General features: G+C 63.5%; 22 protein-coding genes. 12 read left to right on the top strand and 10 right to left on the bottom strand.

Annotation, left to right across the window (positions count from 1 at the left end; all coding sequences use genetic code 11):
* Positions 1-109 precede the first annotated feature (109 nt).
* Together NKH90_RS16945 and NKH90_RS16940 are read left to right on the top strand one after the other, a co-directional pair.
* On the top strand, positions 110-1,693 hold the full coding sequence (locus NKH90_RS16945) for an ABC transporter permease (protein WP_352820117.1): 1,584 nt from the start codon (positions 110-112) through the stop codon (positions 1,691-1,693).
* Positions 1,690-2,772, top strand: a complete 1,083-nt coding sequence (locus NKH90_RS16940; RefSeq protein ID WP_352615997.1) for an ABC transporter ATP-binding protein — start codon at positions 1,690-1,692, stop codon at positions 2,770-2,772. The genes NKH90_RS16945 and NKH90_RS16940 overlap by 4 nt, the downstream gene beginning before the upstream one ends.
* Positions 2,773-2,794: 22 nt before the next feature.
* On the opposite strand, the gene ugpC is transcribed toward NKH90_RS16940, so the two are convergent.
* From ugpC to ugpB, 4 genes are all read right to left on the bottom strand, one after another.
* Positions 2,795-3,862: a sn-glycerol-3-phosphate ABC transporter ATP-binding protein UgpC gene (ugpC, locus tag NKH90_RS16935; RefSeq protein WP_352820116.1), complete on the bottom strand. Its 1,068-nt coding sequence runs from the start codon at positions 3,860-3,862 to the stop codon at positions 2,795-2,797.
* Positions 3,863-3,869: 7 nt separating this feature from the next.
* On the bottom strand, positions 3,870-4,718 hold the full coding sequence (gene ugpE, locus NKH90_RS16930) for a sn-glycerol-3-phosphate ABC transporter permease UgpE (protein WP_352570555.1): 849 nt from the start codon (positions 4,716-4,718) through the stop codon (positions 3,870-3,872).
* A gap of 8 nt (positions 4,719-4,726) precedes the next feature.
* Positions 4,727-5,611, bottom strand: a complete 885-nt coding sequence (gene ugpA / locus NKH90_RS16925) for a sn-glycerol-3-phosphate ABC transporter permease UgpA (RefSeq protein ID WP_352683133.1) — start codon at positions 5,609-5,611, stop codon at positions 4,727-4,729.
* Positions 5,612-5,692: 81 nt separating this feature from the next.
* Positions 5,693-7,003 (bottom strand): sn-glycerol-3-phosphate ABC transporter substrate-binding protein UgpB, encoded by a 1,311-nt coding sequence (gene ugpB / locus NKH90_RS16920; RefSeq protein WP_352820115.1) that lies wholly within the window; start codon positions 7,001-7,003, stop codon positions 5,693-5,695.
* Between the two features lie 296 nt (positions 7,004-7,299).
* Here ugpB and NKH90_RS16915 point away from each other — a divergent pair, with 296 nt between their 5' ends.
* Positions 7,300-9,732 (top strand): bifunctional diguanylate cyclase/phosphodiesterase, encoded by a 2,433-nt coding sequence (locus NKH90_RS16915; RefSeq protein ID WP_352816670.1) that lies wholly within the window; start codon positions 7,300-7,302, stop codon positions 9,730-9,732.
* 2 nt (positions 9,733-9,734) lie between these two features.
* On the opposite strand, the gene tlpA is transcribed toward NKH90_RS16915, so the two are convergent.
* Positions 9,735-10,418: a thiol:disulfide interchange protein TlpA gene (tlpA, locus tag NKH90_RS16910; RefSeq protein ID WP_352820114.1), complete on the bottom strand. Its 684-nt coding sequence runs from the start codon at positions 10,416-10,418 to the stop codon at positions 9,735-9,737.
* A gap of 35 nt (positions 10,419-10,453) precedes the next feature.
* On the opposite strand from tlpA, the gene argH reads away from it, so the two are divergent.
* The 3 genes from argH (at position 10,454) to lysA (ending at position 13,416) form a co-directional block, all read left to right on the top strand.
* Positions 10,454-11,854, top strand: coding sequence for an argininosuccinate lyase (argH, locus tag NKH90_RS16905; RefSeq protein WP_352769965.1), 1,401 nt, complete (start codon positions 10,454-10,456; stop codon positions 11,852-11,854).
* A gap of 71 nt (positions 11,855-11,925) precedes the next feature.
* Positions 11,926-12,132: a hypothetical protein gene (locus NKH90_RS16900; RefSeq protein WP_023677931.1), complete on the top strand. Its 207-nt coding sequence runs from the start codon at positions 11,926-11,928 to the stop codon at positions 12,130-12,132.
* A gap of 15 nt (positions 12,133-12,147) precedes the next feature.
* The gene (lysA, locus tag NKH90_RS16895; protein ID WP_352820113.1) at positions 12,148-13,416 is read left to right on the top strand and encodes a diaminopimelate decarboxylase; all 1,269 of its coding nucleotides are present in this window, start codon (positions 12,148-12,150) and stop codon (positions 13,414-13,416) included.
* A gap of 10 nt (positions 13,417-13,426) precedes the next feature.
* On the opposite strand, the gene NKH90_RS16890 is transcribed toward lysA, so the two are convergent.
* Positions 13,427-13,729: an ArsR/SmtB family transcription factor gene (locus NKH90_RS16890; protein ID WP_352489424.1), complete on the bottom strand. Its 303-nt coding sequence runs from the start codon at positions 13,727-13,729 to the stop codon at positions 13,427-13,429.
* Positions 13,730-13,779: 50 nt separating this feature from the next.
* Here NKH90_RS16890 and NKH90_RS16885 point away from each other — a divergent pair, with 50 nt between their 5' ends.
* A complete protein-coding gene (locus tag NKH90_RS16885; RefSeq protein ID WP_352502689.1) occupies positions 13,780-14,721 on the top strand; it encodes a threonine/serine dehydratase in 942 nt (313 codons plus the stop codon).
* Between the two features lie 212 nt (positions 14,722-14,933).
* On the top strand, positions 14,934-17,549 hold the full coding sequence (locus NKH90_RS16880; RefSeq protein WP_352820112.1) for a TIGR02302 family protein: 2,616 nt from the start codon (positions 14,934-14,936) through the stop codon (positions 17,547-17,549).
* Between the two features lie 71 nt (positions 17,550-17,620).
* On the opposite strand, the gene NKH90_RS16875 is transcribed toward NKH90_RS16880, so the two are convergent.
* Positions 17,621-18,478: a LysR substrate-binding domain-containing protein gene (locus NKH90_RS16875; RefSeq protein ID WP_352471415.1), complete on the bottom strand. Its 858-nt coding sequence runs from the start codon at positions 18,476-18,478 to the stop codon at positions 17,621-17,623.
* Positions 18,479-18,701: 223 nt separating this feature from the next.
* Here NKH90_RS16875 and NKH90_RS16870 point away from each other — a divergent pair, with 223 nt between their 5' ends.
* Complete coding sequence (locus NKH90_RS16870; RefSeq protein WP_352820111.1) at positions 18,702-19,652, top strand: DMT family transporter; 951 nt, start codon at positions 18,702-18,704, stop codon at positions 19,650-19,652.
* 18 nt (positions 19,653-19,670) lie between these two features.
* Here the strand turns inward: NKH90_RS16870 and NKH90_RS16865 are convergent, their stop codons facing one another.
* The 3 genes from NKH90_RS16865 to NKH90_RS16855 all read right to left on the bottom strand — a co-directional run bounded on the left by NKH90_RS16865 (position 19,671) and on the right by NKH90_RS16855 (position 21,250).
* Positions 19,671-20,042 (bottom strand): response regulator, encoded by a 372-nt coding sequence (locus NKH90_RS16865; RefSeq protein ID WP_352471419.1) that lies wholly within the window; start codon positions 20,040-20,042, stop codon positions 19,671-19,673.
* Positions 20,043-20,233: 191 nt separating this feature from the next.
* Positions 20,234-20,776 carry a hypoxanthine phosphoribosyltransferase gene (gene hpt / locus NKH90_RS16860; RefSeq protein ID WP_254816654.1) on the bottom strand — a complete coding sequence of 181 codons (543 nt, stop codon included), beginning with the start codon at positions 20,774-20,776 and terminating at the stop codon, positions 20,234-20,236.
* A 183-nt stretch (positions 20,777-20,959) separates the two neighbouring features.
* A complete protein-coding gene (locus NKH90_RS16855; RefSeq protein ID WP_352683073.1) occupies positions 20,960-21,250 on the bottom strand; it encodes a hypothetical protein in 291 nt (96 codons plus the stop codon).
* Positions 21,251-21,486: 236 nt separating this feature from the next.
* Between NKH90_RS16855 and ftsE the strand changes: the two genes are divergently transcribed.
* From ftsE to NKH90_RS16840, 3 genes are all read left to right on the top strand, one after another.
* Positions 21,487-22,146 (top strand): cell division ATP-binding protein FtsE, encoded by a 660-nt coding sequence (gene ftsE / locus NKH90_RS16850; RefSeq protein WP_023677923.1) that lies wholly within the window; start codon positions 21,487-21,489, stop codon positions 22,144-22,146.
* On the top strand, positions 22,139-23,122 hold the full coding sequence (locus NKH90_RS16845) for a cell division protein FtsX (RefSeq protein ID WP_352820110.1): 984 nt from the start codon (positions 22,139-22,141) through the stop codon (positions 23,120-23,122). The genes ftsE and NKH90_RS16845 overlap by 8 nt, the downstream gene beginning before the upstream one ends.
* Positions 23,123-23,384: 262 nt before the next feature.
* Positions 23,385-23,975 carry a YdcF family protein gene (locus NKH90_RS16840; protein ID WP_502898855.1) on the top strand — a complete coding sequence of 197 codons (591 nt, stop codon included), beginning with the start codon at positions 23,385-23,387 and terminating at the stop codon, positions 23,973-23,975.
* Positions 23,976-23,981 lie beyond the last annotated feature (6 nt).

Here is a 23,981-nt window from a genome sequence, read left to right as displayed (position 1 = left end):
AGCGCTCTGTTTTCAAGATGGCATTTGCCTATGACCACAAGCTACCCGCGAGATTATCCGCCGCCGATCGTTTCCGCCTCCGGGCGGAGCTGGCGCAACGTCTGATCTGATGCAATCCGCGATCGATCTCGCACGCCCAGGCTTGCCGGCCGACGCCACGGCCGTGCGGGCACGTCGTTGGTCGGTCTCATGGATTGCGTTGGCTGCCGTCTTTGTCTCGCTTTTCGCGCTGCTGCCGCTTGCCTTCATCGTCTGGGTGGCGGTGCAGACCGGCTGGGAAACGGTGGCGGCGCTGGTGTTCAGGCCGCGCGTCGGCGAGCTTCTGGTCAACACCAGCCTGCTGGTGGTGCTGGCGGTGCCGATCTCGATCGTGCTGTCGGTCACGCTGGCCTGGCTGACCGAGCGCAGCGATCTGCCGGGTGCCCGCCTATGGGCCTGGCTGTCGGTGGCGCCGCTCGCCATTCCGGCCTTCGTCCACAGTTACGCCTGGGTCACCATGGTGCCCAGACTGCACGGCCTGTGGGCCGGCGTGCTTGTGTCGGTCATCGCCTATTTCCCCTTCCTTTATCTGCCGGTGGCGGCGGCATTGCGCCGGCTCGATCCCGCTCTCGAGGATGCAGCGGCAGCCCTTGGTCTCGGCCCGTGGCGTGTGTTCAGGCGTGTCGTGCTGCCGCAGCTCCGGCTCGCTATTTGCGGCGGCTCCCTGCTGGTCGGCCTGCATCTCCTGGCCGAATACGGGCTCTATGTCTTCATCCGCTTCGACACCTTCACCACCGCGATCGTCGACCAGTTCCAGTCGACCTTCAACGGTCCCGCCGCCAACATGCTGGCCGGCGTGCTGGTGACCTGCTGCCTTGTGCTGCTCGGGCTGGAGGTGCTGGTGCGCGGCGAGGAGCGCTATGCCCGCGTCGGTTCGGGTGCTGCGCGCCAGCAGCAGCGCACGGGCCTTGGGCGCGCCACCATTCCTTGCCTGCTGCTGCCTGCCATTACCACGCTGCTGGCGCTCGGCGTGCCGTTCGCCACTATCGGCCGCTGGCTCATGGCCGGCGGCGCCGATGTCTGGCGGCTCGACGAGATCGGCCTGGCGCTTGGCCAAACGCTGTTCCTAGCAATTGCCGGCGCGCTGCTCGCCACCGTCGCGGCAATGCCGATGGCGTGGATTTCGATCCGCGCGCCGGGGCGGCTGCAACGCGTCCTGGAGGGCTGCAACTATATCGTCGGCGCGTTGCCCGGCGTTGTCATCGCCCTAGCGCTGGTCACCATCGCCGTGCGTATCGCCATGCCGCTCTACCAGACCCTGTTCACCATCCTGGTCGCCTATGCGCTGATGTTCCTGCCGCGCGCTCTGATTAGCCTCAGGGCGTCGATCGCACAGGCGCCGGTCGAGCTCGAACGCGCCGCCTCCAGCCTCGGCCGGTCGCCGCTCAAGGCGCTGTGGTCGACGACCATCCGCCTGTCGGCGCCGGGCGCCGCAGCCGGCATGGCGTTGGTCGCGCTGGGTATCATGAACGAATTGACCGCAACCCAGATGCTGGCGCCCAACGGCACCCGCACGCTGGCCATGGCGTTTTGGTCCTATAGCGGCGAGATCGACTATGCGTCGGCGGCGCCTTATGCCCTGATCATGGTGGCGATGTCGCTGCCTTTGACCTGGTTGCTCTACGTCCAGTCGAAGCGGATGGCCGGGCGATGAGCTTTCTCGAGCTGAGCGGCATCCACAAGCACTACGGGCCCGTGGCAGCACTTGCCGGCGTCGACCTCAGCGTGGCCAGCGGCAGCCGTACGGCAATCGTCGGGCCGTCCGGTTGCGGCAAGACCACCTTGCTGCGGCTGATCGCCGGCTTCGAGGCGCCGGACCAGGGCCGCATCGTGCTTGATGACGAGGTGCTGGCCGATGGCGACACGGCCGTGCCGGCGCATCGCCGCGGCATCGGGCTGGTGGCGCAGGACGGCGCTCTATTCCCGCATCTGAGCATCGCCGCCAATATCGGCTTCGGCATGGGGCGTCACGAGGAAAAGCGCAGTGAGCGCATCGCCGAGCTCGCCTATGTCGTCGGGCTGGACAAAGGTATCCTGAAGCGCCGTCCGCACGAACTCTCCGGTGGCCAGCAGCAGCGCGTCGCGCTCGCCCGCGCCATGGCCATGAAGCCGCGGCTGATGCTGCTCGACGAGCCGTTCTCGGCGCTCGACACCGGCCTGCGCGCCTCGATGCGCAAGGCCGTGGCCGAGCTCCTTGAAACCGCCGGCATCACCACCATCCTGGTCACCCACGACCAGGCCGAGGCGCTGTCATTCGCCAGCCAGGTCGCGGTGATGCGCGACGGCAAATTCTCGCAGGTCGGCACGCCGCGCGAGCTCTATTTCAAGCCGAAGGACAGGATGGTCGCCGAGTTCCTTGGCGACGCCATCGTCCTGCCGGCAAGGATCGCCGATGGCTTCGCCATCTCGCCGCTCGGCCGCATCGCTGTCGACAGCTCGGAGCGGCGCGACGTCGCCCGCATCATGCTGCGGCCGGAGCAGGTGTTGCTTAAGCGCACATCGCGTGAAGGCATGTCCGGCACGCCGGACATGCTGTTCGGCGAGGTGACAGAATCGGAGTTCGCCGGCTCGATGTGCACCATCGCGGTGCGTCTGTTGAACAGCCCCGATCCGCCCGACGCCGCCGCTATCGGCAATACGCCGTTGATCCTGCGCAAGCCGGGCATGGACGCGCCGGCGATCGGCGAGATCGTCCGGCTGACCGTGTCGGGCAAGGCGCATGTGTTTGCCTGAACGGTTTTGCGCAAGGCCGACTTCAATCGACCCGTTTGCCCGCCTGATCGAACCAATGCAGCTTTTCGGACCTGGCCACGACGCGCAATTGGTCGCCTGGCTTGGCGCTGGCGCGGCCTGAGACGCGCACGACGATGCGGCTGCCGGCTGCCACGCAATGGAGAAAGCTTTCGGCACCGACCGGTTCGACCGCTTCCACTGTTGCCGGCAGCGCGAGCGCGCCGGCCGGCGCCTCTGCCGCGAAGGTGATGTCGGTGTCCTCCGGACGAAAGCCTAGCGTCACTGCCTTGCCCTGTCGAGGCGCCAAGCCAATCACAGTACCGTCCGCCAATACCGAGCTTGGGGAGGCCTCTGTGAGCGCCAGCAGATTCATCGGCGGTGCGCCTATGAACGAAGCGACGAAGGTCGAGGCCGGTTTCTCGTACACATCAAGCGGCGCGCCGGTCTGCTCGACCAGGCCGGCGTTCATGACGACGAGGATGTCGGCCAGCGTCATCGCCTCAAGCTGGTCGTGCGTGACATAAACCGAGGTGACGCCAAGCGAGCGCTGCAGATTCTTGATCTCGATGCGCATCTGCCCGCGCAATTTCGCATCGAGGTTGGACAGCGGTTCGTCGAACAGGAAGACCTTCGGGTTGCGCACGATGGCGCGACCCATGGCGACGCGCTGGCGCTGACCGCCGGAAAGCTCGCGCGGGCGCCGGTCGAGCAGCGCCGAAAGCTCCAGCACCTTGGCAGTCGAGCGTACCCTGCTGTCGATCTCGTCATTCGGCGTGCCGCGGTTGCGCAGGCCATAGGCCATGTTGTCATAGACCTTCATATGTGGGTAGAGCGCGTAGTTCTGGAACACCATGGCGATGTCGCGCTCGGTCGGGCCAATGGCGTTGACCACCTTGCCGTCGATGGCGACTGTACCGGCAGAAATCGTCTCCAGCCCGGCGATCATCCTCAGCAGCGTAGACTTGCCGCAGCCGGAGGGGCCGACCAGCACGCAAAGCTCCTTGTCGGGAATGGCGATGGAAACGCCCTTCACGGCCTCGACGCCGCTGGGATAGATTTTCCTGACATCCTTCAGATCCACGGTCGCCATCGGCTTCTCACTTTTCGGATTCGACCAGACCGCGCACGAACCAGCGTTGCATCAGCACGACCACCAGGATCGGCGGCACGATGGCCAGCATTGCCGTGACCATCACCAGGTGCCATTGGGTGTCGGCATCGGCGAAGGAAACCATCTTTCTCAGCGCGATGACGATGGTGTTCATGTCGTTGCTGTTGGTGACGAGCAGCGGCCAAAGATACTGCGTCCAGCCATAGATGAAGAGGATCACGAACAGCGCGGCGATGTTTGTCCGCGACAGCGGCACCAGAATATCGAAAAAGAAGCGCCATGGCCCGGCACCGTCGACACGCGCCGCCTCGACCAATTCGCCCGGTATGGTCATGAAGAACTGGCGAAACAGCAGCGTTGCGGTGGCCGAGGCGATCAGCGGGACGATCAGGCCGGCATAGGTGTCGATCATGCCGAGATCGACCATCACCTTGTAGGTCGGCAGGATGCGCACCTCGACTGGAAGCATCAAGGTGATGAAGATCAGCCAGAAGAAGGTCATGCGCAACGGAAAGCGAAAGAACACGATCGCGTAGGCCGACAGGATCGAGATGAAGATCTTTCCCACCGCAACGCCGAGCGCCATGATCGTGGTGTTGAGGAGCAGCCTGCCGACGCTGACCCCGCCGATACGACCGATGCCGCCGAACAGCGCCTCGCTGTAATTGTTCCATAGCTGGCCGCCGGGCAAGAGCGGCAGGGGCGGCCTGAGGATCGTTTGCAGCGTGTGCGTCGAGGCAACGAAGGTGTAGTAGATCGGAAAAGCCACGATCAATATGCCGAGGATGAGCACGGCATGGGCGATGAAGGTGCGGAGCGGGGACTGGCCGATCATCGCTGCCCTCAGCCGTAGTGGACTTTGCGTTCCACATAGCGGAACTGGATTGCTGTGAGCGCGATGACGATGGCCATCAGGATGACCGACTGCGCCGCCGAGTCGCCCAGGATCAGATTGACGAAGCCGTCATTGTAGACCTTGTAGACCAGCGTCTCTGTCGTCTTGCCCGGCCCGCCGCCGGTGACGGCATGAACGATGCCGAACGTGTCGAACAGGGCATAGACGGTGTTGACGACCAGCAGGAAAAAGGTTGTCGGCGCAAGCAGCGGGAAGACGATGGTCCAGAAGCGCTTGGTTTCGCCGGCGCCGTCCATGGCCGCCGCTTCGATCAGCGTTTTCGGCACCGCCTGCAGGCCGGCGACGAAGAACAGGAAGTTGTAGCTGATCTGCTTCCAGGCAGCAGCCGACACCAGCAGGATCATGGCGTGGGTGCCGTTGAGCAGCGGGTCCCATACGACGCCGAGGCTTCTCAGCAAATAGGCCAACGAGCCGATCGAGGGATTGAACAGGAAAAGCCAAAGCATGCCGGCAATCGCCGGCGCCACGGCGTAAGGCCATATCAACAGTGTGCGGTAAAGGCCTTTGCCGCGCACGGCCTTCTCGGCCATGACCGCGAGCAGCAGGGCCACAACCATGGCAACGATCGCGGTCGCAAGAGAGAACACTACTGTGACCTTGATCGAGTTGAGGTAGGCCGGATCGGCCAGCACCTTCCGGAAATTGGCAAACCAGACGAACCTGCTCTTCAGCCCGAACGGGTCTTGCCTGAGCATCGACTGGTACAGCGCCTGACCGGCCGGCCAGTAGAAGAAAACCAGGGTGATGGCGAGTTGTGGCGCCACCAGCAGGTAGGGCAGGATCTTGTTGGGAAAGACGACGCGTGGAGACAGGCTGATTTCCCTCGCTATCCAGGTATCGCCCGCGCGAGCTCGCGTGGGCGATATTCCAACCGACTAACTGAGATAATCCCGTCAGTTCTCCAGCGCTTCCTTGATCGCGACGTTGCCGCGCGCAACCGCATTGTCGAGTGCCTGCTGGGCGGTTTGCTGGCCGGCCAGCATCTTCTCCAGCTCCTCGTTCTGGATATCGCGCACCTGCGGCAGATTCGGCAGGCGCACGCCCTTCGAGTTGTCGGTCGGCGCCTTGCCCGTCATCTGCAGGATGGGTGTCTCGCGGCCGGGGTTTTTGTCATAGAAGCCTGATTTCTTCGTCGCCTCATACGCGGCGAGCGTCACAGGCAGGTATCCCGACTTCTGGTGCAGATATTCCTGCACATCGGTCTTGGACAGATAGGCAAAGAAGGCGGCGACACCCTTGTATTCCTCGTCCGACTTGTTGCCGAACACCCACAGGCTGGCACCACCCGGCGTCGTGTTCTGCGGGGCACCCTTGGCGTCACTGTCGTAAGGAAGCTGGCCGATGCCATAGTTCATGCCGGACTTGACGATATCGCCGAGGCCGCCCGACGATTCGGTGAAGATGCCGCATTCGCCGGCGAGGAATATCTGCTTGGCTTCGGAGGTGCGTCCGCCATATTTGAACGTGCCGTCCTTGGCCAGGCCAGCGAGCGCCTGGAAGTGGTTGACGAAAATCGGCGCATTGATCTTGAGTTCGACATCACCTCCAGCCAGGCCATTCTGCTGGGTGGCCCAAGGCACGTCATTCCACGCCGCGAAATTCTCCAGGTGGATCCAGGTCAGCCAGGTCGAGGTATAGCCGCAAGGGGCGGCGCCGCTCGTCTTGATCTTCTTGGCAGCTTCCCACACCTCGTTCCACGTCTTGGGCGGATTGTTCACGTCGAGGCCTGCCTTCTGGAAGATGTCCTTGTTGTAATAGAGGATCGGCGAGGAAGAGTTGTAGGGGAACGATAGCATGGTGCCGTCCGGCTTCGAATAATAGCCGACGATGCCGGGCAGATACTGGCTCTTGTCGAAAGTCATCCCGGCGCCGGTCATCACATCGGCCACCGGCTTTATCGCACCCTCGGCCGCCATCATCACGCCGGTGCCGACGTCGAACACCTGGAGGATATCTGGCGCTTGCCCGGCACGAAAGGCAGCGATGCCGGCATTCAGCGTCTCCGGATAGGTGCCCTTGAACACCGGAACGAGCTCATAGTCGCTCTGGCTGGCGTTGAAATCCTTGGAGATCTTGGCGACGACCTCGGCGTTGGCGCCGGTCATGGCGTGCCACCAGCTGATCTGCGTGACGGCGAAGGCGGAGGTGGTGGAAAGCAGGGTCACGGTGGCGGCGATACCGGCCGCAAAGCCGAAGAACTTCATGTTTCATCTCCCGTTTGTCATTGGCGAAAGGGGCACTTCCGCAAAGCCAATATGTGGCGCTGATGACAATCGGACAACGGTTTTATTGCGGATCAATGAACATCATTCCTTCCTAAAGTGCACTCGCTACTGAAACCGGGCGCCAGAAATCACATCACCGTCTTTTCGGCGCAGCGGCGTCGGTTTTCCCCCGAAAAGACCCGCCTCATGGCCCACGGGTTAACCATTCGTTAAAATCTCCAAGAGCTAATCCGTCACACCTCCCCTGTTAATTTTGGCAGACCGAGTGAACCAGGATGCTGACGGTCTATAATTGTATTGTAAGTCAGCACGATCCGAGACTGGTTGCGCTTGCCGCACTCATCTGTGGAATTTCTTGCTTCTCGGCGGTTAATCTCCTTAAGCATGTCGGCCGATCGACCGAGCGAAACCGGCTTGTCTGGCTGATGATCGCCGCGGCCTCGACCGGGTTCGGCATATGGGCGACGCATTTCATCGCCATGACCGCGTTTACGCCGGGAATACCGAACGCATACAATCCGGGATTATCCGCCTTTTCGCTTGCCGCCGCCGTTATCATGACCGCGCTTGGGATGTGGGTCGCCACCTTGCGCCGCGGCATCGACCATTTCCTCGTCGGTGGCGCCATTCTGGGCGGCGCCATCGCGACGATGCACTACATCGGCATGGCAGCTTTCGAGGTCGAAGGCCGGGTCGTATGGAACCTGCTCCTTGTCGCGATATCGCTTCTGGCCGGCGTGACCCTCGCGGCACTGGCGCTCCTTGTCGTCTTGCGCCGTCCGTCAGCGCTCGCGACTTTCGGCGGCGCCGCGCTTTTGACGCTGGCGATTTGCAGCTTGCATTTCATCGCGATGGCCGCGGTGTCGATCATTCCGGATTCCTCGATTGAAATATCCGAACATTCCATCGAGCCCATTTCCCAGGCCTTTGCCGCAGCGGTCGCCAGCCTGATAATCCTTGTGCTATCGGGTGCCGCGCTGTGGATCGACCTGCGCTTTCGCCGCCAGAAGCTCGAGGCCGATCGCATGCACGATCTCGCCAATGCGGCGGTGGAAGGTCTGATCGTTTGCGATGGCACCCGCATTGTCAGCGCCAATGACAGTATGGCGAAGCTGACCGGAACAGCGACAGCCACCCTGAACACGATGCAATTCGGCGAGCTTTTCGACGGACAGAGCGCAGCCGATATGTCCGGCTTCGGCGAACAGGCGCAGGAAGCGAAGTTAAGGGGCAGCGACGGGGCGAGAATTCCTGTCGAGCTGATCGCCAGGAAAATCACCTACTGCGGCAGGCCTCATACGGTGCTTGCCGTTCGCGACATCCGTGAGCGCAAGAAGGCAGAACAAGAGATCCTCCGCCTCGCGCATTTCGATCCGCTTACCGGGCTTGCCAATCGGCGGAGCTTTTCTTCCCGGCTGGAAGCAGAATTCGCCTCGATGGATCGTGGCGGCAAGGATGGACATCTGGCGCTCCTGCTGCTTGACCTTGACCGGTTCAAGCAAGTCAACGACCTCTATGGCCACGGGGCCGGCGATGCTATGCTGCAGAAGCTGGCGCACTGCATTTCCGGCATCCCGCGCCACGGACAGATGCTCGCGCGTCTCGGCGGCGATGAATTTGCCATCATAGCTCCGAACCTCCCCGACCCCCTGGCCGCAGGCCGGATAGCCGAGGACTTGCTGGCGGCGATCCGGGAGGAAAACAGGGTTTCGGTCGGCTCCGGCCTCGTCTCGGCCAGCATCGGCATCGCCTTCTTTCCGCTGGATGCCGAAGACCAGGCCGGCCTGATCAGCCATGCCGACACGGCACTCCATCGCGCCAAAACCGAAGGCAGGGACACTTATCGGTTTTTCGAGATAGCCATGGGCACCGCGGCCCGCGACAAGCGCGTGATGGAGCATGAATTGCGCCAGGCGATCGCCCGCAAGGAGTTCCACCTCGTCTATCAGCCGCAGAAGGAGATCCGCGGCGGCAGGATGATCGGCTTCGAAGCCCTGGTCCGTTGGCAGCACCCTGAGCGGGGTGACATTTCTCCGACCGTTTTCATCCCCGTGGCCGAGGACAGTGGCGCTATCGCGCAGATCGGCGACTGGGTGCTGACGACGGCTTGTAACGATGCTGTTCGCTGGACAAACCCGCTGATGGTCGCCGTCAACGTCTCCGCCGTGCAACTTCACAATCCGAACTTCAGCCGCAAGGTGCACGACGCATTGACGAGATCCGGCCTGGCCCCCGGCAGGCTCGAACTGGAGATCACCGAAACGGCCCTGGTGAAGGACATGCCGCGCGCGCTGGCAACCTTGAGGCAGGTCAAGGCGCTTGGCGTGCATGTGGCGATGGACGATTTTGGCACCGGCTATTCTTCGCTGTCCAACCTCAGCGCCTTTCCCTTCGACAAGATCAAGATCGACGGGTCGTTCATCAAATCGGTCGACAAGAACGCCCAGTTCGCGGCGATCGTTCGCGCCGTGCTGGGGCTTGGACGCGGTCTCGGCTTACCGGTTCTGGCAGAAGGCATCGAGACGCCGGGTGAATTGCAGTTCCTGGACGCCGAGGCTTGCGAGATCGGGCAAGGCTACTACCTCGGCAAACCGGCTCCGATCGAGACATTCGGGGAACTGACGGGCGTGGCCGCTCCGGCAATCCGCACCGCCAGCCGACGCGGCGCAAGCATTGCCGTGCTCAAGCCGCGCCTGCGCACGGTCTGAGCCTATCCCGGCTGAAGCGCCGCCTCGACCAGACGCTTGGCATCCGGCCCCGACCATTCGGCCGGGCCATTCATATGGGCGATCAGGCAGCCTTGCCCATCGATCAGCATGGTGACCGGCAGACCGAGCGCCAGGCCGCGCGTCTTGACGTCGTTGAACAGCGCCATCGTGGCATCGCGATAGTAGCCGAGCGACTTGACGCCGATGTCCTCCAGGAACTTCTTCGGTTTGGCATCGTCGCCGGCATCGACGTTGACGGCAACAACCTGAAACGCATCGCTGCCCATCTCCTTCTGCAGCGCATCGAGCGCCGGCATTTCGGCGCGGCAAGGTGCGCACCATGTCGCCCACAGATTGAGCAGCACCGTCTTGCCGGCATGATCGGCGATCGTCGTCGGCTTGCCGTCGGGGCCGTTGAAGGCAAGGCTTTTCAGCGATTGCGGCGGATCCGCCGGCAAAAGCGCGGCAACCTGGCCGGTGGCAGCGGCGGCGATCTTCTTGGCACGGTCGGTCTTGGCGGCGCAGGCGACGTCGTCCTTGCCGCCGCCGGCGGCCACTTGCGCGGGCGCCTTGTTGCCAGAACTGCTTTCCCTGACATATACCGCGACCGCGCCGGCCAGCACGCCCGCAACCAAAGCGGCGAGGATGAGACGCAAAGCCGGGAAAAATCTATTGCCGTCTGCCATTTTTGAAAAACTGCTCCGGAGCACGGGTTATAGCGATGAACGACAAGAAGGCCAGCAACCAGATGTGGGGCGGACGTTTTGCCTCGGGTCCGGCCGCAATCATGGAAGCGATCAACGCATCGATCTCGTTCGACCGCAAACTCTATGCGCAGGATATTCGCGGCTCGATCGCCCATAGCCAGATGCTGGCGCAAACGGGCATTATTTCGGCGGCCGATCAAGAAAAAATCGCTCACGGGCTGAACACGATCCTCGCAGAGATCGAGGCCGGCACATTCGAGTTCTCGACCAGGCTGGAAGACATCCACATGAATGTCGAGGCCCGTCTGGCCGATTTGATCGGCCCCGCCGCCGGCCGCCTGCATACCGCCCGCTCGCGCAACGACCAGGTGGCGGTCGACCTCAGGCTGTGGGTCAAGGACGAATGCTTTCGTGTCGCCGAGGCGCTGAAGGGCCTGATCACGGCGTTCCTGGATCGGGCCGAGGAGCATGCGGCAACGGTGATGCCGGGCTTCACCCACATGCAGGCGGCGCAGCCGGTGACCTTCGGCCACCACTGCATGGCCTATGTCGAGATGTTTGCGCGCGACCTGTCGCGTGTCCGCGACGCCATCGAGCGGATGGATGAAAGCCCGCTCGGCGCCGCCGCCCTTGCCGGCACCAGCTTTTCCATCGACCGGCACCAGACGGCGAAGGCGCTTGGCTTCCGCGAGCCGATGCGCAATTCGCTCGACAGTGTTTCGGACCGCGATTTCGCGCTCGAGTTCCTGGGCTTTGCGGCGATCTGCGCGACGCATCTGTCGCGGCTGGCCGAAGAGATCATCATCTGGTCGACGCCGCAATTCGGCTTCATCAGGCTGTCGGATAGTTTCTCGACGGGTTCGTCGATCATGCCGCAGAAGAAGAACCCGGACGCTGCCGAACTGGTGCGCGGCAAGACCGGCCGCGTCACCGGCCATCTCGTCGGCCTGCTGACGGTAATGAAGGGCATGCCGCTGACCTATGGCAAGGACATGCAGGAAGATAAGGAATCCGTCTTCGACGCGGCCGAGACACTCGACCTGATGCTGGCGGCAATGACCGGCATGGTGCGCGATATGACGGTGAACACTGCTGCGATGAAAAAGGCGGCCGGCGCCGGCTATTCGACTGCGACCGACCTCGCCGACTGGCTGGTGCGCACGCTCGGCCTGCCGTTCCGCGAGGCGCACCACATCACTGGCAGGGCGGTGGGGCTGGCCGAGGACAGGAAGATCGGGCTCGACAGGCTTTCGCTGGAGGATCTGCAGTCCATTCACCCCGGTATCAGCGCCGACGTGTTTTCGGTTCTTGCCGTGCAGAATTCTGTAAAGAGCCGCACGAGCTTCGGCGGCACCGCGCCGTCCGAGGTGCGCAAGCAGATCCGCTACTGGAAAAAGCGGCTCGCCAAGGCGTAAGACGCGGGGTGCAATGGCCGCAAAACTCGGCTAGAAGCGGCTGCGGGCAACAGTTTCGGACGGATGGCACGATGACCGGAAGCAGGATTTTGGTGACGCTGACGCTGCTGGCGGCAATGGCCACCGTTGCGGCCTGCGGCAGGAAGGCTGCGCTCGACACGCCGTACGCGGCAGCCGTGCAGGCCCGCAAGGACGCCGAGAAGGCCAAGCAACCTTTGCCGCCGGAGCCGGAAAAACCTGTCGAGGACAAGAAATTCATCCTCGACCCGCTGCTCTGATTTCGGACCAATCTCGTGAACCATTTCGACTACCGCGATGGCGCGCTGCATGCCGAGGACGTGGCGATATCAGACATCGCCGCCAGCGTCGGCACGCCGTTCTACTGTTATTCGACGGCGACGCTGACCAGGCATTTTCGCGTCTTCACCGAGGCCTTTGCCGGGCTCGATGCTCTCGTCTGCTATGCCATGAAGGCGAATTCCAACCAGGCCGTGCTGAGGGTGCTGGCAAGGCTCGGCGCCGGCGCCGACGTGGTCTCGGAGGGCGAATTGCGCCGCGCTTTGGCGGCCGGCATCCCGGCAAGCAAGATCCTGTTTTCGGGCGTCGGCAAGACCGCGCGCGAAATGGATTCTGCGCTCTCGGCCGGCATTCTCTGTTTCAACGTCGAATCCGAACCGGAGCTGGAGCTGCTGTCGGCCCGCGCCACCGCGCTGGGCAAGATCGCGCCGATCTCGCTGCGCATCAACCCGGATGTCGACGCCAGGACGCACAAGAAGATTTCGACTGGGAAGGCCGAGAACAAGTTCGGCATTCCGTGGCAGCATGCGCGGAAGGTCTGTGCGCGCGCGGCTGAGCTGACGGGCATCAAGGTCACCGGCATAGACACCCATATCGGCAGCCAGATCACCGAATTGCAGCCCTTCGACGACGCCTTTGCGCTGCTGGTGGAGCTGGTCGGCGCCTTGCGCTCCGACGGTCATGCCATCGAGCACATCGATGTCGGCGGCGGCCTTGGCATTCCCTACCGCGTCGACAACAACCCGCCGCCTTTGCCCGATGCCTATGCCCGGATCGTCAGGAAACATGTTGCCAAACTTGGGCTGAAGGTAATGTTCGAGCCAGGCCGGCTGATCGTCGGGAATGCCGGCATCCTGGTGTCGGAAGTAATCTTCGTGAAGGAGGGCGACGCCAAGAACTTCCTCATCGTCGACGCCGCGATGAACGACCTGATCCGGCCGACGCTTTACGACGCTTTTCACGACATCAAGCCGGTGGCGCAGCAGCCGGCCGCTGCACCACGCATGAAGGTCGACGTCGTCGGCCCGGTTTGCGAGACCGGCGACTATCTCGGGCTCGACCGTGACCTGCCCCGGCTGAAATCCGGCGACCTGATCGCTGTCTCCACCGCCGGCGCCTATGGCGCCGTTCAGGCCGGCACCTACAATACCAGGCTGCTGGTACCGGAAGTGCTGGTCGACGGCGACCGCTTCCACGTTGTGCGTCCGCGCCAGACCTATGACGAGCTGATCGGACTGGACTCGGTGCCGGACTGGTTGGAGTAGAACTCTGCAGCTACAGCCGGTGCTGAATGAGCGCCCTGATTTCGGCGATTCTGTCCTCATTCCGGCGATAGAATATCCACTGCTTGATGCGCTTGCTGCGCAAAAGCCCTGCCTGGGTGAGCACGCGCATATGCTCGCTGAGCGTAGCCTGGGTGATCCCTAGCCTCTCCGCGATCAGCAGCGCGCAGACGCCGTCCTCGACCAGATCGCCGTCCGTCTGCGGCGGAAAATGCGCCCGCGGGTCCTTGAGCCAATCGAGGATCTGGAGCCTGCGCTCGTTGGCAATCGCTTTGAAAACGTCGACCTCTTGCATTTAGGCACTTTGCCAAGTTACTAAGTAATGTCAACTCTGGGAGTGAAAGCATGCTGCACGGCCACACGATCACACGCGAGCGCATTGCGGCGATAGAACCCCGCATCCGGCCCTTCGTGCGCCACACGCCGGTGCTGCGCGTCGACATGGCCGATTTCGGCCGCCCGCCTCTGCCCGTCGACCTGAAGCTTGAGTGCTTGCAGCATTCCGGCTCGTTCAAGGTACGTGGTGCGTTCACCAATCTCCTCGAACGGCCGGTTCCTGCGGCCGGCGTCGTCGCCGCGTCGGGCGGCAATCACGGCGCCGCCGTCGCCTATGCCGCCATGCGGCTCGGCCACAAGGCGACCATCTTTGTTCCCGAAGTGAGCCCGCAGGCCAAGCTGGACCGCATCCGCGGCTACGGCGCCGAGCTGATCGTCGGCGGCGCCCGTTATGCCGAGGCGCTGGCCGCCAGCGAGAGCTTCGCCGAAAAATCCGGCGCGCTGCAGATCCACGCCTTCAACCAGGAGGAGACGCTGGTCGGGCAAGGCACGCTCGGCCTCGAGATCGAGGCCGACCTGCCGAAGCTCGACACCCTGCTGGTCGCCGTCGGCGGCGGCGGGCTGATCGGCGGCATCGCTGCCTGGTTTTCCGGCCGCATCAGGATAATCGCGGTCGAGCCGGAGGGTGCGCCGACGCTTCATCGCGCCTTCGAGGCGGGCCGACCCGTCGACGCGCCGGCTGAGGGCATCGCCGCCGATTCGCTCGCGCCAAAGCGTGTCGGCGAAATGATGTATCCTATCGCCGAGGCATTCGTCGAGCGCTCGATCCTGGTCGGCGACGACGACATTATCGCCGCCCAGGCGGCGCTGTGGGACCGCGTGCGAATCATCTCCGAGCCGGGCGGCGCGGCCGCCTTCGCGGCGCTCCTGTCCGGCCGCTACGCACCGGCTGCAGGCGAGCGCGTTGCCGTACTGGTCTGCGGCGCAAACGCCAATCCGGCGAAATTCTGACAATATCCGGGGCATTATTGTTCACGTTTTGGGGAACCGCCTCGCCTTCGCCGTGTTTGTTGGTATCCTTAGGGCGATGTGCATCCGCTTGGACGCACGAAGTACGCGCTAAGATTTTAGGTCTTCGCATCGTGCTTCCCGAAAATCGACTTTTCGGGCCCATGCGATAGACTCGTGAGGCCTGGGCTATCCCGCCCGGCCAGGAAGGGCCGATGACACAACGACCCATTTTCACCAGCGATCGCAGTCTGGCCAGGCGCCTTGCCTTGAGCCGGCTGGGGACGCAGGTCTCGATAATCGTCGAACGCGGCTGGCCATTGCTGCTGCCACTGATCATCGTCGCCAGCCTGTTCCTCAGCATTTCGTGGCTCGGCCTGTTCCCATTTTTGCCCGATCTGGCGCGGATCGGTCTTATCACGGCATTCGGCGTCGCAGCGCTTGCCGCACTCTATCCACTGCGTTTCTTCCGCACGCCATCCAGGGCCGAGGTCGACCGCCGCATCGAGGCGGCCAACCGATTGCTGCACAGCCCGGTGCAGGTCCAGACCGATCGCCCGAGCGGCAAGGAAAGCATTTTTTCGCAAGCCCTGTGGCGCGAGCATCAGCGGCGCATGGCGGACCGGCTGGGCGAGCTTGGCGGCGACGTGCCGCGCACACGCGTGCCGGAACGCGACCCGTGGGCGCTGCGCGCCGTTGCCGCGCTTTTGTTGGTCACTGCCTTTGCCTTCTCCTTCGGGCCATCGGGCGGCAGGCTGAGCGACGGTTTTGTTGCCCGTGCCGCCCGCGACGTCGTGCCGCCGCGCATTGATGCCTGGGTGACGCCGCCGGCCTATACCGGCAGGCCGCCGGTATTCCTGAACGCCCCCGTCTTGGCCAACAACGCCACTAAAGCGTCGCCGACCTTCACGGTTCCGGAGGGCAGCGATGTGTCGCTGCGCGTCACCGGCGGTTCGGGCGAGGAAACGCTGAGCTACGCCGATACCGGCGGCAACACCCGCGCCATCGATCCGACCGGGCCGCAAGCCGCCAAGACTGAGGCAAGTCCGGCAACGCCTTCCACCGTGCGCCAGTTCAGCGGCAAGTTGACCGCCGACGGCACGCTGACGCTGCAGTCCAGCGACGGCGAGCTCGGCCGCTGGGCCTTCGCCATAATTCCCGACAAGCCGCCGCAGATCCGCTTTGTCGGCGAGCCGAAGCGCGCCGTCAACGGCGCCTTCGAACTCAACTACCAGATCGACGACGACTATGGCGCGGCCTCCGCCAAGGCGGTTTTCGCATTGGCCGATCCGCAAGTGCCCAACGCGCATCCGCTCTATGGCCCGCCGGAAATGCCGCTGACGTTGCCGCGCCGCGGCGGCAAGGCCAATGCTGCTAAGACGACGAAGGATCTGACCGACCATGTCTGGGCCGGTGGCAACGTCAAGCTGTCGCTTGTCGTCACCGACGGTGCCGGACACACGGCGACCAGCGAAACCAAGACGCTGGTGATGCCGGAGCGGCCATTCTCCAACCCGTTGGCGCGGGCTGTGGTCGAGCAGCGCCGCATGCTGGCGCTCGACGCCTATGCCAAGGACCGCGTGCTCGACCTGATGGATGCGATCACGCTCAGACCCGAAGACACGTTCGACAACATGACGCACTATCTCGCCATCATGAGCGCCCGCACCCGGCTGAAGATGGCCGACAGCGACGACCAGTTGCGCGACGAGGTCGCTTACCTCTGGGAGATCGCGCTCGGCATCGAGGAAGGCAATCTGTCGGCGGCCGAGAAGCGGCTGCGCCAGGCGCAGCAGGCGCTGCAGGACGCGATCAAGAACGGCGCCAGCGACCAAGAGATCGAGAAGGCGATGAAGGAACTGCGCGAGGCGATGAACCAGTTCCTGCAGGAATTCGCGGCGCGGGCGCAGCAGAATCCGAATGCGCCACAGATGCAGCAGAACGGCCAGGAACTGCGCCAGAGCGACATCGACCGCATGATGGACCAGATCGAGAACCTGGCGAAATCCGGCAATCGCGACCAGGCGCAGCAATTGCTGTCGGAGCTGCAGGATATGATGAACAATCTGCAGGCAGGCCGCCAGCAGCAAGGCGGCCAGCAGGACAGCGAGATGCGCCAGCAGATGGACAAGCTGGGCGAAATCATGCGGCGCCAGCAGGAGATGATGAACGACACTTTCCGCATGGACCAGATGCAGCGCGGCCAGCAACAGCGCGGGCAGAACCGCGACGAGCAGCTCGGCGAGAACAGTGAGCCAGGCCCGATGGGCGAAGAGGGCAAGCCCGGCCCAGGTGACGACCGCGATCCCCTCGGCCGGCCGAACCCGATGACGCCGCAGGAATTTGCTGACGCGCTGAAGCAATTGCAGGAAGGCCAGGGCAGGCTGCAGAGCGAGCTCGATCAATTGAGGAAGAGCCTCGAAGGCATGGGCCTCGACCCCAATGAGGGGTTTGGCGAGGCCGGCAAATCCATGGGCAATGCCGAACAGGCGCTCGGCGAGGGCGAAGGCGACCAGGCCGTCGGTCACCAGGGCCGCGCATTGGAAGCCTTGCGCAGGGGCGCCAAGGACATGATGAAGCAACTGCAGGCGATGCAAGGCGACCAGGGCGGCAACGGCCAGGGCGGACGCCAGCAGAATGCCGACCGTGACCCGCTCGGGCGGCCTCGCACCAGCGAGGGTCCCGACGACGGAAGTTCGGTGAGAGTGCCCGACGAGATCGACGTGCAGCGTGCCCGCCAGATCCTCGAAGCGATCCGCAAGCGGCTCGGCAACGCACTCAGCCCCGATATCGAGCGCAGCTATCTGGAGCGGTTGCTGGAGCTGAAGTAAGGCTGCCTGTATTCGGAAGATCGCCGCGCGCAGTCCGTGGTGGCCGCCAGCGCCGAGCTGAGTGGCATGCTTTAACGGTTGGTGAAAGCCTCGCGGATCGCCTCTTCCATGCCGTCGATTGCCTCGCCGGAAGCGTTCGCATTGCGCCGCAGCACCACGTTCGAGGAATCGATGTCGCCGAACCCGTCGGCGGCCGTAAGCTCGCGGCAGCCGGCCGGGATGTTGCTGCGCGAGATCGGCGCAATCGCCAATCCGGAGGTGACGGCGAGCCGCAGGCCGCCATTGGTATCGCTGGTGTAGGCGACACGATAGGCGAGACCGCGCTGTTCCAGCGACTTTATGGCGAAATCCTTGCACCAACCGGCACGGTTGTAGAGCGCGATCGGCACCGGCCGCTCCTCATGCATGTGATGCAGCTCCGACGTCACCCATACGGTCGGGTCATGCATCAGCACCTCACCGCCTGACAGATCCTGCCATTCGAACACCACCGCCAGATCGAGCTCGCCGGCGGCGAGCGCCGCGATTTGCGCACCGGAATGCGCGTAGCGGACGGTGATGTCGACCTGAGGATGGCGCTTGGCAAAGACGCCGAGTGCCCGCGACAGGATCGCGTGGCCATATTCCTCCGGGATACCGATGCGCACCGGCCCGCCAAGCGGCGCCGCGACCATCGATGCCGCCGTCTCGTCGAGCAGTGAAACGATACGCCTGGCGTTGGCGATGAGTTCGCCGCCGCGCTGCGTCAACGCTACACCGCGCGACCCGCGCTCGAACAGGCTGTCGCCGATCATGCCTTCGAGCCTCTTCATCTGCATCGAGACTGCCGACTGGGTGCGGCCGGCCCGCTCCGCCGCTTTGGTGAAATTGCCGGTGTCGGCGACCGCCACGAAGGTGCGCAACAGGTCGCTGTCGAGATTGGGTCGCATGTGCCCACCATAAGAAAATCTGATTGCTGGCATCATTCCAATTCGTTTGCAACATGTCAAACGGGGGACGATAGTCGCCTTACCCATTGGATATGCGGCCGCGAAATCGGCTGCGGACCAATCAAAAGTCCTCACTCGTACCCGCTGCCCGAAACGGTGGCGGGTTCTTTTTACCCGGATGCAGGCCTGCCTTCGGCCACGCACGCGGGAGACAGGAGCGCCTATGCAGACTCGGCTTGTGCTCGGCATCCTCAGCCTCTGTCTCGGCGTGCTGGTCTTTTCGCTGCAGGACCCGCTGGTCAAGGCGGTGTCGAGCCACTATCCGGTCACCGAGGTGATGGCGATCCGCTCGATCGTCGCCCTGCCGATCCTGGTTTTCCTCGTCCACGCCGATGTCGGATTGCAGGCGATCCTGTCGAAGCGGTTCGGCATGCTGACGATGCGCGCCTTCATCCAGTTCACCTCCTACACGGCCTACTATCTGGCAATCGCCGCCCTGCCGCTGGCTGACGCGGTGGCGCTCTATTTCATGGCGCCGCTGTTCATCATGGCGCTGGCCGGCCCCTATCTCGGCGAACGCGTGTCCTGGCAGGCGCTCGCCACCGTCCTGGTCGGCATGCTCGGCGTGCTGGTCATGGTGCGCCCGGGCGCCGGCTTGTTCGACTGGGCAGCGCTGCTGTCGCTAGGTTCGGCTCTGCTCTACGGTTTCTCGCAGCTGATGGCACGCAAGATCGGCGACACCGAATCCTCGACTGTCATGGCGTTCTATCAGAACGGCGCCTATCTGGTCGGCGCCGCCTTGGTGGCGGCATTGTTTTGGCTGGCAGGCATTGACCACGCCGTGCATCCGAGCCTCGAATTCCTCGTCCGGCCATGGGTCTGGCCGGCGACGCCGGACCTCCTCAAGATGGGGGCATGCGGCTTCGTTGCCTCGGCCGGCATGATCCTGTTGTCGCAGGCCTACCGGCTGGCGCCCGCCAACAGCGTCGCCACCTTCGAATACACCGGTATCATCTGGTCGCCGCTATGGGGTTTTCTGTTCTTTGCCGAGGTGCCGCGACCAGCGACGGCGGCCGGCGCAGCCCTCATCATCGGCGCCGGGCTTTTTGCGCTCAATGCCGGCCGGCGCCGGAGCGGCGCGCCAGCCAATACGGCGACCTGCGACCCTGCCTGAAGGCGGTCGGCCTTGGGCTTAGGCGAAGCAGGCGAGCGCCTGTTCGACGCGGGCGCGGATTTCAGCCAGCGTGAACGGCTTTTGCACGACGTCGAGAATAATGCCGTCCAATTCCTCGGCGCGCTCGCGCTGGTCGGCATAGCCGGTCATCAGCATGATCTTCATCGCCGGGAACAGCGCCGCTGCCGCCTTGGCCATCTCGATGCCGTCCATCTCCGGCATGCGGATGTCGGACAGCACAAGGTCATAGCTCCCTTGCGCCGCCCGGACCAGAGAAAGGCCGTGCGCGCCGTCCGCGGCGACAGTGACATTATGCCCGGCGCGCTCGAGCGCGCGAGCGGCGAGAGTGCGGACGGATTCATCGTCCTCGACGATCAGGAGATTTGCCATGGGCAGGATATTTGGCGAGGAAAAGTTGATGTTTCCTGAAAGCCAGGAAGGCCATGAGGCCTTTTCAAAATTCGCTCCGCCGAGTCATATGACGTGGTTTTCGAGACCCGGAGCGGACGTTCGAGTCCGTGAGCACCGGAAGCGCAGAAAACCGCGTCAGATGACCGCCGGAGTAGAATTTTCAAAAGGCCTCAGGCGTCGCCCTTGACGATGCCGACGAACGGCAATTCGCGAAACGCGTGGGCGACGTCCATGCCATAACCGACGACGAAATAATCGGGGCAGTCAAAGCCGACATAGTCGGCGTTGAGCGTGGTCTGGCGGCGCATGCGCTTGTCGAGCAGCACGGCGATGGCACAGCTCCTTGCGCCGCGCGACAGCATGAGGTCGCGGGTGAAACTCAGCGTCTTGCCGGATTCCAGAATGTCATCGATCAAAAGCACATCGCGGCCGGCGACCTCGTTGTCGATGTCGCGCAGCACCCTCACCTCACCGCTGGTCGTGCCGGCGCCATAGCTGGAGATGAAGATGAACTCGACCTCCGGCGACAGGCCGACATCGTGCATGGCACGGATAAGATCGGCGGCGAAGATGAACGATCCCTTCAGCACCGAGATTACCAGAAGGTCGTGGTAGTCGTGCCCGGCGATCTCCTTGGCAAGTTCCAGGTTCCGCCGCGCGATGGCGGACGCCGAAAACAGGACTTCGATGTCCTTGCCGCGCACAACTGGCATTGGCTGCCCTTCCAGAAATGATCGCCTTTGTAGGCGAAGCCGACCGAAACGGTCTTCAACCCGTTTCTAGGCATGTCGTGCCGTCTGGCAAGGCCAAATCTTTCGCAGGGCACCCGCGAACGGTCGGATGTCCCACCGTCGCGAATCGTTTATCTGGTGACCTGTTGATTTTCTGGCGCCGCTCTAACGAACCAGCGCATGGCCGCCCGAAATCCAGAAGGCGGCAAAGACGGCACCGACGCCGACAATCCAGAAGATCGGCCCACCATGCACCCACAACGGCCGTTCGACGGCGGTTTCGGGCTTGCGCAACATGTCCATGCCTTCGATCGAAGGCATGGAAATCATGCGCGCAGGCGGCGGCGCAAAGTCTTGACGTGTAAAATGGCGGGGCAGCACCTCATAGTCGGCATCGATGACCTCGGCGGTCACGTCGCGCATGATGCGTTCCGGCTCGGCGGCCGGATCGGTCATGATTTCGCCGGAAACCGGGCGCGCGGTTCGATCCTCAGCCATCATGGCCCAACACTACCGCACCTGTTCGCTGTTCGTTTCTTTTGGGTAAACGGAAATGGTTAACGCTTCCCCACCGGAACCCCTGTGACTCGCTCGAAAAGCCCCCAAATTAACCGTCGGTTAACCATGCCGGCCGATGGTCTTTCCACAGAAAGGGCTGGCATCTTGCCGCCGAGAATTTCAGGTCGTCGAAAGTGATCCGCTTCGAAAATGTCGGCCTCCGCTATGGCATGGGTCCGGAGATTCTCCGCGACATCTCCTTGCACATTCCGGAGCGCTCCTTTCAGTTCCTGAGCGGACCTTCAGGCGCCGGCAAGACGACGTTGCTGCGGCTTTTGTTCATGTCGCTGAAGCCGACGCGCGGCCTGATCACCATTTTCGGCAAGGACCGCTCGCGCATCTCGCGCACCGAATTGCCGCATCTGAGACGTCGCATCGGCGTGGTGTTCCAGGATTTTCGCCTGCTCGACCATATGACCACCTACGAGAACGTGGCATTGCCGCTGCGCGTGCGCGGTCGCGAGGAGGCGACCTATCGCACTGACGTCACCGAGCTGCTGAAATGGGTCGGCCTCGGCGAGCGCATGCATGTGCTGCCCCCGGTGCTGTCTGGCGGCGAGAAGCAGCGCGCCGCCATTGCCCGGGCGTTGATCGAGCAGCCCGAGATCCTGCTCGCCGACGAGCCGACCGGCAATGTCGACCCGCCGCTGGCGCGACGCTTGCTGCGGTTGTTCATCGAGCTCAACCGGCTGGGCACCGCCGTGGTGATCGCCACACACGACCTCGGCCTGATGGAACAGGTCGACGCACGGCGAATGATCCTGGCCGGCGGAAGGCTGGACATCTATGACTGAGCTCTCCGTCGAACATTTCGAGGGTCAGGACGCCGCGGCGGCAAAGCCCCGCGTCCAGCGCAAAATGGCGCCGATCGTGCCGGCGCAGAACATCGCCGGCCGGGCGCTGGTGCTGGTCATTGCCATCATGACGTTTCTGTCCTGTCTGACGTTTGGCGCAGTCACGCTGGTGCGTGACACCGCCTCCGTCTGGGAGAACCAGATCTCGCGCGAAGCGACCATCCAGATCAAGCCGGTCGACGGCCTCGACATGGAGGCCGCACTTGCGCTGGCCTCGCAGATCGCCGGCGAATTCCCTGGCGTGAAAAGCGCCAGGATCATCGATCGCGAAGCAACGGCCCGACTGCTCGAGCCTTGGCTAGGCTCGGGCCTGAACATCGATGAGCTGCCGGTGCCGCGCTTGATCATCATCACCATCGACGAGAATAGTCCGCCCGATTTCGCCGCACTGCGCGCGGCAATCACGCCGAAGCTGCCGAGCGCCTCGCTCGACGATCATCGCACCTGGGTCGACCGGCTGGTTGCCATGGCCCGCACCACGGTAACGATCGGTATCGCAGTGTTGGCGCTGATGCTGTCGGCGACGGTGCTGACCGTTGTATTCGCGACGCGCGGCGCCATGGCCGGCAATGGCCACATCATCGAGGTGCTGCATTTCGTCGGCGCCGAGGCGCGCTTCATCGCGCGCGAATTCCGCCGGCATTTTCTGGTCACCGGCATGAAGGGCGCCGCGGCAGGCGGCGCCGCGGCGATCCTGGTCTTCATCGTCTTCTCCTGGTGGTCGTCACGCAACATGGCAACGCCGCAGGCCGACCAGGCGACCGCCCTGTTCGGCAATTTCGCCATCGGCTCGGCGGGTTATCTCGGGGTCGCTGTCATGGTGCTGGTGATCGGCGCGCTGACGGCGGCAACCTCCCATTTCACCGTGGTTACCTATCTCAGCGACATCGACATTCGCCAGCCGGACGCCGGCTAAAGGAAAGATCGATCACGGATGAAAACGCATCGTCACGAAAATTGCATTTTTTTCCTACCAAAGGCCGTATTTCGGGATTAACCATTTCATGATGGACGTTCGGGACTCGACCGATACCGCTGGATGCATGCCAGTGCTGGTTGCGCGCCCGCCTGTATTCGCCGAGCCTGATGAATTTGCCAAGCCGGATCAGTTCGCCGAACGTGGGCGGCTGCTGGCAGCCCGCTCCTTGCGCATCTCGGCTCTCCTTCTGCTCGCCTTTATGGCGCTGTTTGTCGCCGGCTTCGGCTGGTTCGCCAATACCGTCAGCCGCCTGACTACGCCCGCCAATCCGGCAAGGGCCGACGCTATCATCGTGCTGACCGGCGGCCAGTCGCGCCTCGACGCTGCGATGGGCTTGCTTGCGTTAGGCAAGGGCGAGCGGCTGCTGATTAGCGGCGTCCATCCCTCCGCCAGCCGCCGCCAGCTTCAGGCCGCGACCGGCGGCGACAAGAGGCTGTTTTCCTGCTGCGTCGACATCGACCGCGCCGCGCTCGACACGATCGGCAATGCCGAGGAAAGTGCCAAATGGGTCGAGGACCATGCCTACGGCACCGTCATTCTCGTCACCAACAATTATCACATGCCGCGCAGCCTGCTGGAAATGGGCCGGCTGCTGCACGGCGCCAGGCTCGAACCCTATCCGGTGGTCAACACCAACCTCGAGAATGGCGGCTGGCTGACCAAGCCAGAAGCGCTGCGCGTGCTGTTCACCGAATATAACAAATACCTGCTGGCGCTGGCGCGCGGCATCATGCCGGTGAAGCAATCGCCCAACGGCGTCACGCTGGCCGACGCCGCGGGCGGAAACTGAACGGCA

It is taken from the genome of Mesorhizobium sp. M0898, assembly GCF_040319695.1.
In the GTDB taxonomy this organism is placed as follows: domain Bacteria; phylum Pseudomonadota; class Alphaproteobacteria; order Rhizobiales; family Rhizobiaceae; genus Mesorhizobium.
This window is presented reverse-complemented; position numbering and strand designations above follow the sequence as displayed.

Coding starts and splice junctions, on each gene's coding strand:
- NKH90_RS16890 (WP_352489424.1), bottom strand. CDS start 13,729: ATGCAAGAGGTCGACGTTTTCAAAGCGATTGCCAACGAGCGCAGGCTC.
- NKH90_RS16945 (WP_352820117.1), top strand. CDS start 110: ATGCAATCCGCGATCGATCTCGCACGCCCAGGCTTGCCGGCCGACGCC.
- NKH90_RS16840 (WP_502898855.1), top strand. CDS start 23,385: ATGGCGCTGTTTGTCGCCGGCTTCGGCTGGTTCGCCAATACCGTCAGC.
- tlpA (WP_352820114.1), bottom strand. CDS start 10,418: ATGGCAGACGGCAATAGATTTTTCCCGGCTTTGCGTCTCATCCTCGCC.
- NKH90_RS16855 (WP_352683073.1), bottom strand. CDS start 21,250: ATGACCGATCCGGCCGCCGAGCCGGAACGCATCATGCGCGACGTGACC.
- NKH90_RS16880 (WP_352820112.1), top strand. CDS start 14,934: ATGACACAACGACCCATTTTCACCAGCGATCGCAGTCTGGCCAGGCGC.
- NKH90_RS16865 (WP_352471419.1), bottom strand. CDS start 20,042: ATGGCAAATCTCCTGATCGTCGAGGACGATGAATCCGTCCGCACTCTC.
- ugpC (WP_352820116.1), bottom strand. CDS start 3,862: ATGGCGACCGTGGATCTGAAGGATGTCAGGAAAATCTATCCCAGCGGC.
- argH (WP_352769965.1), top strand. CDS start 10,454: ATGAACGACAAGAAGGCCAGCAACCAGATGTGGGGCGGACGTTTTGCC.
- NKH90_RS16885 (WP_352502689.1), top strand. CDS start 13,780: ATGCTGCACGGCCACACGATCACACGCGAGCGCATTGCGGCGATAGAA.
- ugpB (WP_352820115.1), bottom strand. CDS start 7,003: ATGAAGTTCTTCGGCTTTGCGGCCGGTATCGCCGCCACCGTGACCCTG.
- NKH90_RS16875 (WP_352471415.1), bottom strand. CDS start 18,478: ATGCGACCCAATCTCGACAGCGACCTGTTGCGCACCTTCGTGGCGGTC.
- NKH90_RS16915 (WP_352816670.1), top strand. CDS start 7,300: ATGCTGACGGTCTATAATTGTATTGTAAGTCAGCACGATCCGAGACTG.
- NKH90_RS16870 (WP_352820111.1), top strand. CDS start 18,702: ATGCAGACTCGGCTTGTGCTCGGCATCCTCAGCCTCTGTCTCGGCGTG.
- hpt (WP_254816654.1), bottom strand. CDS start 20,776: ATGCCAGTTGTGCGCGGCAAGGACATCGAAGTCCTGTTTTCGGCGTCC.
- NKH90_RS16940 (WP_352615997.1), top strand. CDS start 1,690: ATGAGCTTTCTCGAGCTGAGCGGCATCCACAAGCACTACGGGCCCGTG.
- ugpE (WP_352570555.1), bottom strand. CDS start 4,718: ATGATCGGCCAGTCCCCGCTCCGCACCTTCATCGCCCATGCCGTGCTC.
- NKH90_RS16845 (WP_352820110.1), top strand. CDS start 22,139: ATGACTGAGCTCTCCGTCGAACATTTCGAGGGTCAGGACGCCGCGGCG.
- NKH90_RS16900 (WP_023677931.1), top strand. CDS start 11,926: ATGACCGGAAGCAGGATTTTGGTGACGCTGACGCTGCTGGCGGCAATG.